Source organism: Klebsiella terrigena (assembly GCF_012029655.1).
Lineage (GTDB): Bacteria > Pseudomonadota > Gammaproteobacteria > Enterobacterales > Enterobacteriaceae > Klebsiella > Klebsiella terrigena.
The window spans coordinates 2,747,048-2,759,664 of sequence record NZ_CP050508.1; the positions used below are offsets into that span (position 1 = coordinate 2,747,048).

Annotated in this window: 16 protein-coding genes and 1 pseudogene; 10 read left to right on the forward strand and 7 right to left on the reverse strand. The window is 48.9% G+C overall.

All coding sequences use genetic code 11. From position 1 onward, the window contains the following. Positions 1-2: 2 nt before the first annotated feature. Positions 3-365, reverse strand: coding sequence for a DUF4406 domain-containing protein (locus HCK03_RS12925; RefSeq protein ID WP_167691692.1), 363 nt, complete (start codon positions 363-365; stop codon positions 3-5). A gap of 217 nt (positions 366-582) precedes the next feature. Between HCK03_RS12925 and HCK03_RS12930 the strand changes: the two are divergent. After that, positions 583-786: pseudogene (locus HCK03_RS12930) on the forward strand (DeoR family transcriptional regulator); the annotation flags it as partial. 19 nt (positions 787-805) lie between these two features. Here the strand turns inward: HCK03_RS12930 and HCK03_RS12935 are convergent. Together HCK03_RS12935 and HCK03_RS12940 are read right to left on the reverse strand one after the other, a co-directional pair. Next, on the reverse strand, positions 806-1,288 hold the full coding sequence (locus HCK03_RS12935; RefSeq protein ID WP_167691694.1) for a glutathione peroxidase: 483 nt from the start codon (positions 1,286-1,288) through the stop codon (positions 806-808). A gap of 179 nt (positions 1,289-1,467) precedes the next feature. Continuing rightward, positions 1,468-1,953, reverse strand: coding sequence for a GNAT family N-acetyltransferase (locus tag HCK03_RS12940; protein WP_134526125.1), 486 nt, complete (start codon positions 1,951-1,953; stop codon positions 1,468-1,470). A 235-nt stretch (positions 1,954-2,188) separates the two neighbouring features. Here HCK03_RS12940 and HCK03_RS12945 point away from each other — a divergent pair, with 235 nt between their 5' ends. Both HCK03_RS12945 and HCK03_RS12950 read left to right on the forward strand, forming a co-directional pair. Then, positions 2,189-3,241 (forward strand): NAD(P)/FAD-dependent oxidoreductase, encoded by a 1,053-nt coding sequence (locus tag HCK03_RS12945; RefSeq protein WP_123552290.1) that lies wholly within the window; start codon positions 2,189-2,191, stop codon positions 3,239-3,241. A gap of 241 nt (positions 3,242-3,482) precedes the next feature. Further along, positions 3,483-3,791, forward strand: coding sequence for a chorismate mutase (locus HCK03_RS12950; RefSeq protein WP_167691695.1), 309 nt, complete (start codon positions 3,483-3,485; stop codon positions 3,789-3,791). Positions 3,792-4,220: 429 nt separating this feature from the next. Here HCK03_RS12950 and HCK03_RS12955 read toward each other — a convergent pair whose 3' ends face one another. Next, positions 4,221-4,529: a YciI family protein gene (locus HCK03_RS12955; protein WP_148249967.1), complete on the reverse strand. Its 309-nt coding sequence runs from the start codon at positions 4,527-4,529 to the stop codon at positions 4,221-4,223. 233 nt (positions 4,530-4,762) lie between these two features. Beyond that, positions 4,763-5,542: an alpha/beta hydrolase gene (locus HCK03_RS12960; RefSeq protein WP_167691696.1), complete on the reverse strand. Its 780-nt coding sequence runs from the start codon at positions 5,540-5,542 to the stop codon at positions 4,763-4,765. 127 nt (positions 5,543-5,669) lie between these two features. Here HCK03_RS12960 and HCK03_RS12965 point away from each other — a divergent pair, with 127 nt between their 5' ends. From HCK03_RS12965 to HCK03_RS12995, 7 genes are all read left to right on the forward strand, one after another. Beyond that, complete coding sequence (locus tag HCK03_RS12965) at positions 5,670-6,665, forward strand: GlxA family transcriptional regulator (protein ID WP_041145656.1); 996 nt, start codon at positions 5,670-5,672, stop codon at positions 6,663-6,665. 46 nt (positions 6,666-6,711) lie between these two features. Then, positions 6,712-6,933: a hypothetical protein gene (locus HCK03_RS26635; protein ID WP_167691697.1), complete on the forward strand. Its 222-nt coding sequence runs from the start codon at positions 6,712-6,714 to the stop codon at positions 6,931-6,933. A 628-nt stretch (positions 6,934-7,561) separates the two neighbouring features. Further along, the gene (locus tag HCK03_RS12975) at positions 7,562-9,127 is read left to right on the forward strand and encodes a sensor domain-containing diguanylate cyclase (RefSeq protein ID WP_167691698.1); all 1,566 of its coding nucleotides are present in this window, start codon (positions 7,562-7,564) and stop codon (positions 9,125-9,127) included. A 38-nt stretch (positions 9,128-9,165) separates the two neighbouring features. Continuing rightward, positions 9,166-9,666: a hypothetical protein gene (locus HCK03_RS12980; RefSeq protein ID WP_167691699.1), complete on the forward strand. Its 501-nt coding sequence runs from the start codon at positions 9,166-9,168 to the stop codon at positions 9,664-9,666. A gap of 602 nt (positions 9,667-10,268) precedes the next feature. Further along, positions 10,269-10,841 carry a cytochrome b gene (locus HCK03_RS12985; protein WP_115192667.1) on the forward strand — a complete coding sequence of 191 codons (573 nt, stop codon included), beginning with the start codon at positions 10,269-10,271 and terminating at the stop codon, positions 10,839-10,841. After that, the gene (locus HCK03_RS12990; protein WP_041145653.1) at positions 10,838-11,410 is read left to right on the forward strand and encodes a YceI family protein; all 573 of its coding nucleotides are present in this window, start codon (positions 10,838-10,840) and stop codon (positions 11,408-11,410) included. Before HCK03_RS12985 ends, HCK03_RS12990 begins: the two co-directional genes overlap by 4 nt. A gap of 319 nt (positions 11,411-11,729) precedes the next feature. Beyond that, on the forward strand, positions 11,730-11,927 hold the full coding sequence (locus HCK03_RS12995; protein ID WP_041145652.1) for a hypothetical protein: 198 nt from the start codon (positions 11,730-11,732) through the stop codon (positions 11,925-11,927). 175 nt (positions 11,928-12,102) lie between these two features. Here HCK03_RS12995 and mgtS read toward each other — a convergent pair whose 3' ends face one another. Next, positions 12,103-12,198, reverse strand: a complete 96-nt coding sequence (gene mgtS / locus HCK03_RS13000) for a protein MgtS (protein ID WP_115192668.1) — start codon at positions 12,196-12,198, stop codon at positions 12,103-12,105. 171 nt (positions 12,199-12,369) lie between these two features. Beyond that, positions 12,370-12,585, reverse strand: a complete 216-nt coding sequence (locus tag HCK03_RS13005; RefSeq protein WP_041145651.1) for a DUF4177 domain-containing protein — start codon at positions 12,583-12,585, stop codon at positions 12,370-12,372. Positions 12,586-12,617 lie beyond the last annotated feature (32 nt).

The window sequence follows — 12,617 nt, forward strand, 5'->3', positions numbered from 1 at the left end:
AATTATGCTAAAGGGATATCCTCAAGACGAGTATAAATGTCCAGTCCGTTCTGACGGGCAATGTCAATATCCATATCAGCACCCTTTGAAGCGCCTTCTATACGATAAATAGCAGAGCATTTTGTGATAAGTCGGTGGGCAACCGGATAGATCATGGACTCACCGATCTCATCGTTGATGGATTCAGAACCGGCAGCCTTCGCCAGCGGTAACGCCAACCATTCGCCGATAACGGGGATATGTCCTCGCTGATATACCGCCAGCGCTGCCTTTTCCAGCCTGTCGAGATTGGCGTCGATAAGCTCTTGTTTTCCATCCGTTCCGCTACGGTATGGCCCAGCAATCAGAATCAGTTTTACAGTCATGAAAACCTCATAAAATGCCTTTCAGCGTGATGTGATAAAGCAACACTTCAGTCTCTATTCCTTCGCCCGCATCCGTTTTGTCTCGCGTAGCGAATTCTTGATACTGCGTATTTCTGCACGTTTTTCTGCCGCGGTGACGCCTGTATACGGGGTGTTGCTATCATAACCAGCATTATCGTGCATATTCAAGATAATTCATGCATAAAAGGACAGCTACATGCTCACCCGTCAGCGTGAACAGCTCGTTCCAGAACAACTTCTTTTAGATGGCGAGGTTCTCTCGAGAGAACTGAGTGCGGGATTTGACGTTTCAGAAGAGACTATTCGACGGGATTTGCACGAACTTGCGGCTGAAGGGCGTTTGCAACGCATTCACGGTGGCGCTTTACCTCCATTTTTAGCCATCGCCACGCTTCCCGGGCATAAATCATGAAAAGCGCTTAGACGTTAAGCGCAGCAAGGATTGTGGCTTCCATTTTCTCGGGGGTGGTGAAGGGGGCAAAACGCTTGAGCGGTTTGCCGTCGCGTCCGATCAGGAACTTAGTGAAGTTCCACTTGATCCGCCCCCCCAGCACGCCGGGTAGTTCTGCTTTCAGGTAACGAAACAGCGGGTGCGCAGCGCCGCCGTTGACCTCCACTTTCTCGAACATCGGGAAGCTCACACCGTAGTTGATGTGACAGGTCTGAGCGATTTCGTCGGCGCCGCCGGGTTCCTGCTTACCGAACTGGTTGCAAGGGAAACCAAGCACCACCAGTCCCTGGGCGGCGTACTTCTTGTAGAGCGCTTCAAGGCCTGCGTATTGTGGCGTGAAGCCACATTGGCTGGCGGTATTCACCACCAGCACCAGTTTTCCCGCATAGTCGGCCATGGAGATGGGCTGGCCGGCCAGGCTGGTGGCAGTCAGTTGATGAAAGGGGGTCATAGCGGGATCCTCAAAGTAGAACCAGTTCTCTGCGCTACATCTTTGCAAAGTCGAACGAAAAGGACAACACGCCATGATATTGGTGGCCTTCGATTTTGCCTCGAATCAATCCTGGCGCCATCTTCGGACTGCTATGAGCGAACTGCGGCCTTAATTTCCACAACCAAACCGGCCTGTTTTTATACTGCCCGTTGCAGTATTTCGCCGGGCAGGCCATCAAAATCCCTGAACTCACGGGTGATAAAACGATTATTCGTCAGGATCTTTTTTGATGCCAGATTTGCAGGATCGATAATCGCAATGAGCGTCGATATTTCACTATTTCTACGCGCCTGCTCAATCAGTATTGTCGCCACCTGGCTTGCAATACCAAGCCCCCAATACTCCGGCAGCAGCATATAGCCAAGCTCAGCGGTCTTCGGTTGATCGGCCACGGATGCCAGTTTGGCGAGGCCGATAAAATTACCCTGCTTATCATCCGTGATTCTGTAATAGCCTAAATCGGAGTTCTGGGCATTGTCGTCGAGTAGGCGTTTGAAATCACGGGAGGCCTCATCGCAGGGCACGGCACGCTCGGTGATCATCGCCATAACATCGCTATTGCTGACGAGTTTTAAATAGTCAGAAAAATGTGTTGCTGAAAACTTTTCTAATAACAAATCCATTTATTACCTCACAAACTATTAGCGACCAAAGCAAGGTCAGGGTTATTTACCTACAAGCCGGACAGTATTTTGATTGTATCAATATAGGCGCGAGGTGCCGACTGCTTAGCAGGGTATGTGAAGCTAATGTCCTAAACAATGATGGCGATGAAATTTACTATTCTGCGAGGTTGCCCGCGACAAAAAACTTTTACATCATGGCATGAACCTATTTCCCGCACTGGAGAAAGCCACAATGGGCGCGATGAAAAAAAGGATTGTCGTTGTAGGGGCAGGGATCACCGGCGCTTCTATTGCCTGGCATCTTGCGCAGCTTGAATTTAACGTCACGGTTATTGAGCAGAATGTGCCCGCGTCAGGGGCGACCGGCAGCGCGTTTGGCTGGCTTACCGGCGCGGTGAGTGATGATGCGCCTGATGTGCTTCTCCGGCGCGCCGCACTCGCAGACTGGCGCAGGCTGGAAGAACAGATTCCGGAACTGCAGATTAACTGGAGTGGTTCATTAAAATACGGCCCGGCGTCTCAGGCCTGCCTGCCGGGCGAACGCCTCCTGCAAAGAGCCGGAATCGCCAGCCTGGAGCCAGCGTTGAAAGTTCCTCCCTTAGAAGCCCGCTATGCGGCAAAAGATGGCGCCGTCGATGCCAACCAGGCGACACGCCTATTACTGAGTAAAGCCTGCTGTCAGGGTACGGTACTGCATAACCAAACGACCGTGACGGGGATTTGCCTGACCAACGGCAAGGTGACGGGGGTCCTGACCTCCGAGGGGAAAGTGGAGGCGGACTGCGTTGTGCTGGCCTGTGGTACGGGTATTCCCGCTTTAACTGCGCTAATGGGTACCCCGGTGCCGATTTTGGCTTCTCCCGCCATATTGCTGCGCTTTGCGGCTCCCCAGTGCGTCGTCAAGACAATTATCGCAGGCGACGATGTTGAGGTTCGGCGTGCGCGCAACGGGGATTTATTAGCCGCAGAGGATTATCCGCAAAACGGCAGAGTGAGTGAAACGGTTAGCGCTGCCGAGGCCTCAGTAACAAACAGGATCAGGGGCGCAGAGTCGGCTTCTCTCAGCCAATACTCAATAGGGGAACGTCCTTTCCCGCAGGATGGGTATCCCGTTCTGGGGTTCACCGATGAGAGTCGGGGCGTTTATGTCGCCGCCATGCACCCGGCGGTGACGTGCGCAGCGACGATCGGTAGGCTGGTTTCTGTCGAATTACGCGACGGTGTGAGCGCTGAGATCCCGGCGAGCTACCGCCCCTCACGCTTTATGCATAACCCTTTGTTGTGAAATCAATATATTGAAAATGCTGGCCGGCGTTCTGTGTCTTAATCCTTGGCATATTATTGCGGTCCCCCTTTGGTGCGATGCGGCCAAATCGCTACGCTACCAGGTCGGCGATGCGCGAGCAGCCGACATCATCTATAGAAGGAAAGAGCCGCCGGCCTGGCATTAATTGATGCCAAAGCTGGTATCAATTGAGATTTGATATATCATGCCAAACTCATGTACTAGTTCAGGGGTTCGGAAAGTGACTTTTACCAGCATTGAAGACGTCAGAAGCCGTATCGATCGGATAGATAGCGAATTGGTCAAAACGATCGCTCAGCGCGCAGAATGCGTTAAAGCCGCTGCCGCGTTTAAAACCGATAGCTCCGCCGTGCGTGCGCCGGAACGCGTGCAGCAGGTTATCGATCGGGTTCGCGAGAAAGCGACGGAGGCAGGGCTGCCGGAGGTGATTATCGAGAAAGTTTATCGCTGCATGATTGGCGCATTCATTGAGTACGAGCTTGAGCAGCATCAGCAGCTTCAGCAGCAAAAAATGGATGTTGCTCGATAACCAGGCCTGCGCGCAGCGCAACGGCTGCCCGGGACAAATTGTTCACCCGGCCGTGCGGGGGAACCGGTTTTTTTGCGCTTTGGCATAATTTAGATAGATGTAGTCTGTTTAGCTATATTTTGAAGGCTTTGAGTATCTTAAAGTCTTTCTTTTTTGAGAGAAAGTCAGAGAGATGTCAGATACAACACCATAAGTGGCACACCGTCGCACTGTTAGCGGGAATTCTTTATATTGCCGCTAAGCTGCGAGTTCCTTATGAGTAATATCTCAGGGCGATATTTTCTCAACCTTGTATAAAATAAAGCCCTTTTCAGGGCTTTATTTTCGGCGGGCTGTGGACCAGTGGTAAAAATGAATGGTTTGTTACGTCAGCGTTTCCGCTGGTGTCCGGCGTAGCAGCATTCAGAGCCTTATTTAATGCAAAACAGGTCAAATAAACCGGGCTTTCGCTGCCCATTTTTCGGGAAAGCCCTGAGCGCTTAATGCGGGCTCAACGCTGACCAGAGAAGCTTTAACAATTTTGTACTCAATGAAGGGATCCTCTTTCATAAAGCGATCGACGGCGTTCTTGTCCTCGCCGTAAAAGAGGATGTACCCGCCGGCATGATTGTCGAGGGGGCCGGCAAAAAGGATTTTTCCCTCTTTAACTCCTCTGACAAGCCATTGTTTATGCGCTTCAAGATGAGCGGCAATATCTTCTTCCGGACACAGATATGTCAATGTAACAGCGTGCAGCATGGTTAATCCTCACGGATACAAACAGGGTGGATGACCTGAGAAACCGAGCTCATGGTCTGATAACATTCGCGTGCTTTAACTTCTTCTCCTTTCGATGAGTCTGCCCGCCTGGCCTATCCCGGATGCGTAATCCCGGAAGATTGGGCAGAAAGCGCGGCTCAACGTTCATTTCTGCATTCAGCCTTGATGCCTGCGCCAGGTCAGAGGCGGTTCATCGTATTTTGGCCGATGGGTTAAGAGTGGTTTACGCTGTGGGCCGCTCTCTTAATCAGTGCCGCGACCTCAGCAGGGTGTGAAATCATTGACAGATGGCCCGAGTCAATCCGTGTCGCGTGGGCGCCAGCTTGCCGGGCAAAGCTCGTCTGCACTGAAGCATTTAGCGCGTTGTCATTTTCCGTAATCAGATACCACGAAGGCTTGCTATGCCAGGCTGCCGTTCGTACTTTTTCCATAAAGGCGCCAGCGGCAATCGGCTGCTGCGTCGCAGCCAGCAGGCGAGCCTGGGACAAAGGGAGATCGTTTGCCATCACCCGATAAAAGTCATCCGTATCATCAAGCCAGAACAGACCGTTGTTATCCGCCGTCATCCCGTCCATTGGGGCGTGGAGGCGGGCCAGCGCCTGCGATACCGACTCTCCGCTATCGGGAACCAGTGCGGAGAGGTACACCAGCCCCTTAACGTTAGGGGCGTTTCCTGCCTGAGTGATGACCGCGCCCGCCCACGAGTGGCCGACGAGCAGAGTGTCGCCCTGTTGACGCGCAAGAACGCGTTCAGTCGCAGTCACATCGTCCTGCAGTGAAGTCAGCGGGTTTTGAACGGCAGTGACGTGATAGCCGTCAGCCTGCAGCAGCGGGATAACGGCTGACCAGATGGAGCCGTCGGTAAAGGCGCCGTGAACCAGAACGATATTTTTGATGTCAGGTTCCTCCGCCCGGAGGGGCGATATGTATGCGAGGAGCAGGCACAAAATGAAATATCCTCTACGTAGGTTAGCTGCCAGCAAATATTTCATCGGTCGTGTCTCTGTCGTCGGGATGATATGAATGCAGCCAGTGTAACGATCTCGGGTGAGGGGTTTGAAGTGTCTTTAACGACATGTATCATGCTAAATCGGACAAATTTTCCGTCAGGATCTCATCATGCGAATTGCGTTACTGGCACTACCGGGGAGCATGCGTTCGGCGCTTGCCGGGCTTGGCGACATGTTCTGGTTAGCCAATCAGGTGATACGGCAAAATCCGTCGGTCAATGCCGATATCTCCCGGCTGGCACCGTTTTTTGACGTCAGGATTGTGACGGCGGATGGCAAACCGGTTACCGACGTGCAGGGACGGAAAATTGACAGCGACTGTTCGTTTGATGAGTCCGGTAGCGTCGATTTAATTATCGCCAGCGGGATACAGCTTGATGAACAGAAAAACCCGATTGCGGGGGAGGCGGTCTCCATTGCGGCAGAGTGGCTGAAGGCAAAATATCAGCAAGGAAGCCGCATTGCCGGGGCATGCGCCGGTGGGTTTGTGCTCGGGGAAGCCGGTTTGTTGGATGGGCGGGTCTGCACCACAACCTGGTGGTTATATCACTCATTCAGATCGCGTTATCCGCTGGCGAAGCCCGTGTGGGGAAAAGTGCTGGCTGAACAGGACAACATTATTACTGCGGGTGGGCCGCTTTCGTGGGTTGACCTTGCTATCTACGTAGTGAGTCATCACGCCGGTAAAGAGCTGGCTAAACTGACCGCGGATATGGCCGTTGCCGACAGCCAACCTTTATCGCAGCAACTCTATGCGCCTGCCGGATTTCTTAACTCAAGGCATCCTTTGCTGATCAAAGCTGAACACCTGGTGCGTTACCAGAACCCGGCAATCACCGTCGAGCAGCTGGCTGCAGCCCTGAACCTGACGCCGCGCACGCTGAATCGCCGAATGATCGCGCTGATTCAGGAAAGCCCGAAAAACTTCATCACGCGGGTTCGTATTGAAACCGCGTCGCTTCTCCTCGAAAGCCCTGACCAAACGGTCTCTCAGGTCGCCAGCGCCTGCGGATACGGCGATGAAACGGCGTTCAGGCGGGCCTTCAGCCGCATCATGGGCATGTCCCCGGGCAATTACAGGGAACGCGTCAAAACCAATTCATAAAAATTCAGGCGATGCGCAACCGATCTCCCTCATACATTAGGACTTGATGGTCAATGTATCGTCTTCTCGCCGCGTCGGGGATCTGTTCGAGAAGCACGGCGGCGAGCCTGGCCATTTTGCCTTGCGCGGGATACAAGGGCTCCTGCCCGGCCAGGTAAAGAATGAGTTCGCGGAGCAGGGGCGTAATGGCAAGCGTGCAGCAGGCTGCGGGCATCACCGCCGCACCGGGCTCAATAAAAAGAAAGCAGGTGCGCGCATTCTGCGTTAAGCGACAGCTGTGAGGCGGCGTGCCGGGGAGGAACAAGCCACAGCGCACCTTCTACTTCGCAGCTGACGGCGCCGTGTAAAGAGAGGATCGGCTGACCTTTTCGGTGAGCATGCGGGCTGGGACCCAAATACTCCCCCGTCGATCCCACGTGCAGAGCGACGGCTGCCATTCGGCGATTTACAACAACAGGATCGGTGAAAAAATGATGATATGTTCTTCATGCGTGAATTATTAAACAGGAATAGAAGATACCTCTTCTAATCGAAAAATAATGCTGGCGAACTACTGTTATTTCAGCTGTGAAATCTGTTTGCGTACCCACTGAGCGCCACAATAAACACCTTTATGCTAGCAGAATATAGTGTAGGTAAGGGGAGTAATGGATGGTAACTGCATAAGTAATGCATAATTGTTTATAAAATAAAAACGACACCTTACAAAGAAATCAAAATAATAGCAAGTGCATTATTTGGTATTGAATTTAAAAAATAATCTATTTTATAATAAGTCAGGACAATAGCCATCCACGAAGACCGTTGCTCTTATACTTGTTACGGATTAAATAGTTTTAATGGATCTGGTTTATTACACAATGGGTTGAGCAACCCTGGATGTTATGGAGCTATTTATGAAACAAAACCCATTCGCAGTGATAGGGTTAAGGAGCTTAATATTAGCAATGTCGTTAATAATCCTTGCTACGGCACTGATTGTTAGCTGCTACGCGGCCTATCGAGTTCAAAGGCAAGCTTTACTGGATAGTGCGTATGATTTCAACAGATTATACGCGCAAAAAATAGCATCCACCCTGGATGGACTCTTATACGATACGCAAAAGCGGTTGCAGTATTCATCTGAAAGAATGATAAGCCTTGCCGGCGATCGGCATAAAATTGACGATGAACTCCAAAGATTAATAAATCAGGATGATACGTTTAATGGAGTTTTGCTGATTGATTCAAACGGGAAGATAACCTCGAAACAACCCGGCGATTTGCATTATAGTGATAGCTTCCTTGCAAGCGTAGTAGATCTACAAAAACTAAGAGCGAACAAGGTTTATTATAGTGATGTTCTTCAATCGAACTCAGGTGATTATTTTGTTTTTATCTCAACGAGAATGATGGACTCTGCAGGAACAATCAGCGGATTTCTGCTGGGCATTATTTACATTAATAAAAGCAAAGCGCTGCATACCCTAACCGAAGATAATTTCAATCGTGATGGTACCGTTACCTATATTGTCGACAGAAAACAAGTTATTATTCAACATCCTGTACAGCGCATCCAGGGCGACGTGGCCTTAAATAATAAAATGCCTGAAGTCGTGCTGGGAGGACTGGCCGGGGATTGTTTTATAGAAATATCCACAGATGAATCCCTGCTTACTGGCTTTGCTCCGGTGAAAAATAGCGGGTGGGCGGTCATATCACAAAGATCCGAAGCCAAAGTTTTATCCTCTCTGCAGAGTTTAATCAAGCAACTGGTCGTTTGTATCATACCTTCATCCGGTGTTATCGTGGCAGGGGTCTTTTTTTTAACCCATCTAATATCGAAGCCCTTAAGACAAATAGCCGCTGTAGCTTCTGGAATAGATAAGTATTATAGCCTTGATAAAATAAGAAAAATTCATGCCTGGTATTATGAAGTGGATAGCATTAAAAAAAATATGTTTAATGGCGCCGGGCTTTTGCAGGAAAAAATGAAGGACTTAAGCCTGCAGGCGCAGACCGATCCGCTGACCGGACTGGCGAACAGAAGAACAATGGCTGCCGCCATAGAAAAACTAGCAAGTGCAGGGCAATCCTTCTCTTTAATTGCTGTGGATATCGATCATTTCAAAAAAATCAACGACAGATTTGGACATGATGCAGGCGACTTTTTACTGCAAAAAATATCGATACTCATTAATCAGAGTTCACGAACGGGTGATTTGGCTTGCAGAACCGGTGGCGAAGAGTTCCTGTTAATACTTCCGAGAACCACCTTGACGCAGGCGGTCGAGATCGGCGAGCGTTTAAGGCTTATGATCGAATCCACTTCGTTTGGCCGAGTAGGGAGAGTAACAGCATCCCTGGGGGTTTCCTGTTGGCCAAATGAAAATAAAACAGTACAGCAAATAATTAAGGTCGCTGATGATAATTTATATGTTGCTAAACAAAATGGTAGGAATAAAGTAGTATCAATGGAATGATTTTCACTTTTTAATTAAGTAGCGTTAATGGTGGTCTAATGTTTATAGATATAGAAGAGTACGCTCGGCGAATTGCCGAGGGCGACTTTGCGTCCAGCTCAACATCAGCCGACGGCGTTTTTTTAATATTTGATGGTAAAGTTGATTTAGAAACAACAGCATATCTTAAGCATTCATGTCATGAACCCTATACTGCGGAGATGTGTTGGAGCCAGGCTGTTGCCTGGGTCATTACAAGGGATAGAATGATTAAACCCTCGGTTGATTTGAATATTAATATATCAAGAGTCGTCAAGGCTGCACAAGAAATTGGCTATGATGCTGAAGTGAATATAAATGAAAAACAATACCCGGTCGTTTTCTTTAAAAGAAATCACAGTGAGGATCACCATTTCTATGGTAACGAAAGCTTTAGTGTCGCTATAGACAGGCTGAGGGCTGAATTTTTTTATATTGGATTGTATGAAAATCCAGATCTCATTAGAAAGTGGAATTTTGAACGACTCAAATGCTTATGTCTAACCGGAGCCTCTCTGTAGCGATTGCGCAGGTACTGTACCTCAATCATTGGTATAAATTGATGCTGCCGCAATTCGGCTTCCATTCAGCGGAGCAGGAACGTATAAACATGACCGTCTCGCTGCCAACTCCCCGGAAGCCGGGAGCCATACTGCAGGTGCTTATCGGAAGTAGAGAGTATTGAGTCCAGAAAATGATTGTTATCCATGCAGTGACTAAGGGAATCTCGCTGGTCATATTTCCAGTAGGAGATATTTTAAGCCAGTCGGGTTGATGAAAGGGCCGACAGGAATGCAGCTAAATGAAGGACGCCGGCATTTTATGCCGATGCGTGTAAAACGACAGGCCGCGCCGCTGTCTGGCTGTTAAACGCTCTCCGGGTATAAATAAAGAAATGAATGTTTTCTTGAGTTTATGTAAACGTAATTTACGTAAATAAATAAAAGATGAAAAAGGAAGCATCTTCTTTAATTGCGCATGCGGAATATTTGTAGGAGAAACTCAGGTTTGAACAATAAATTTGAATGCCAATCAAAATTCACATTTATGTTAACTTAATGATTGATTTATTAATTGAATGAAGTCATTTTGTGTTTTTTGTTACATGAAAGAGTCTGAGTAAATGCGTCTGATAAACTCACAATCAGCTTATGGTTTTATATCCATAACCCTGCACTGGCTAACGGCTGCTGTAGTGTATGGGATGTTTGCGCTCGGGCTGTGGATGGTGACCTTAGGATATTATGATACCTGGTACCATAAAGCTCCGGATATCCATAAAGGGATCGGTATCCTTTTAATGATGGGGCTAATCATCCGGGTGTTGTGGCGGTTTATATCCTCTGCACCTCAGCCGTTGAAAAGCTATTCAAAGATAACTCGCCTGGGTGCCGGTTTCGTTCACGCGTTACTTTATCTGGCTCTTTTCACTATTGTCATTAGCGGCTACCTCATATCAACAGCCGATGGCAAACCGATCGCCGTCTTTGGCTGGTTTTCTGTACCCGCGTTCATATCTGACGCCGCGATACAGGCTGACACTGCGGGCGTAATACACCTGTGGGTTGCATGGGGCGTCGTGGTGGTATCTATTCTTCATGGCCTTATGGCAATTAAGCACCATTTTATTGATAAAGACGCAACGCTGCTCAGAATGCTGGGTAAAACGTCAATACACTCTGGAGTAAAAAAATGAAAAAACACCTGCTGGGACTTTCGCTGTTTACCGCTCTGTTCGTTTCAGGTTCTGCTTTAGCGGCGGATTATAAGATTGATAAAGAGGGCCAACATGCATTTGTAAACTTCAAAATAAAACATCTTGGCTATAGCTGGCTGTATGGGACATTTAAAGATTTTGATGGCACCTTCACCTATGACGAAAGCAACCCATCGGCCGATAAGGTCAATGTTAAAATTGCTACCGGCAGTCTGGACACCAATCATGCTGAACGTGACAAACACCTGAGAGGGGCCGATTTCCTCAATACGGGCAAGTTCCCTGAGGCGACATTTGTATCGACGGCGGTCAAAAAGAGCGGTGAGAAGCTGGAGATTACGGGTGATTTGACGCTGAATGGCGTTACCCGACCTGTTGTTCTGGATGCGAAACTCATTGGTCAGGGCGATGACCCGTGGGGTGGCAAACGTGCCGGATTTGAGGCCACAGGCAGCATCCACCTCAAAGACTTCAATATTAAAAGCGACCTGGGCCCGGCCTCACAGGATGTCGAGCTTATTATCTCCGTAGAAGGCGTCCAACAGTAATTGAATGAATCCCGGATATCACCGATCCGGGATTGACTTCGTTAATATGGGGTAAACCTTTTTCTCAGAGGTCAGAACAATATATCGCAACGATCGCCGTAAACCTACTTAGTAACCTTCCCGTTATCGCGAATGCAGGACGCCAACCGCTGGCTAACGCGATGTCTACCTACAAGAATTTGAGAATAGATATTGATGAGAAACCTGTAGAATCGATGCGGGCACTCTTTTTCCCTGCAATACCTGAGGCGCTATTTATTGAGCGGATTTCCAGGCACAGACATTTAAGACAATCAGAGTGATGAAAGGAGCTATAGGGATGCAGCTAAATGATAAACATCAGGCATTTTATGACGATTTGTGTAAAGCGCTTGGCCGGGCGGTGGTCTTACTTAAAGAATCGGGTCAGCCGGTAACAGAGCAAACGTTAGATTTGATGCTGCAAAACCACAATACGCAGACCGAAGATCTCTACCTTACCAAAATTTATACAACCGCCAGACGGATTATTCGATAATCCGCTTCAACGATATTTGTGATTAATCTATCTAAAATGCGCCGGGAAGACGCGGGCCCGGTGCTATCAACGCCGCTTTCGTTCAGGGCGGTATTCGGCATAGCGTAATAAAGCAGAACGCCCCTTGATGCATCAGCAGCAAGGGGCGTTTAAGGGTGGGGATTATCGTCGTTCATCAGTCATCCCATTTGTGGCTTAGGTACGCGGCAATAAAACCAAAGAACAGAATTGTTCCCAGAACTGCCATAAATACATGCATATTTCCCAGCATGATTAACCTCCATCGAGTTTTTATTTGCGCTAAGGTTGTCCTTATTGAACAGGGTGTACGGTTGTTGCAGCTATAGTAGCCCGCGCAACTTCAACCGGATGTTAACAAAAGGTATAATTTAAGATCTCAATAATGATGCCCGCGGCGCAAGCGGGCGGGCGAAGAGGGGGATCAGAGGGCGCGTTCAAGTACGAAAAGATAGGCTTCCCGTGACCAGAAAAGGCCGGTGCGGCGCCTTTCCACGGACATCGTTTTCACTTCCCAGCCCTGCATGGTGTATTCATTCAGGAAACGGCTCATCTTGTCGGGGTCAGCTTTAGCCTCACCGAAAAACATACTTCCCAGTATCCCTTCCTTATAAAGCACCACGCGACACTCTTTTTTCATTGGAACCAGCTCCTTGCGTTAGATAAATAAAT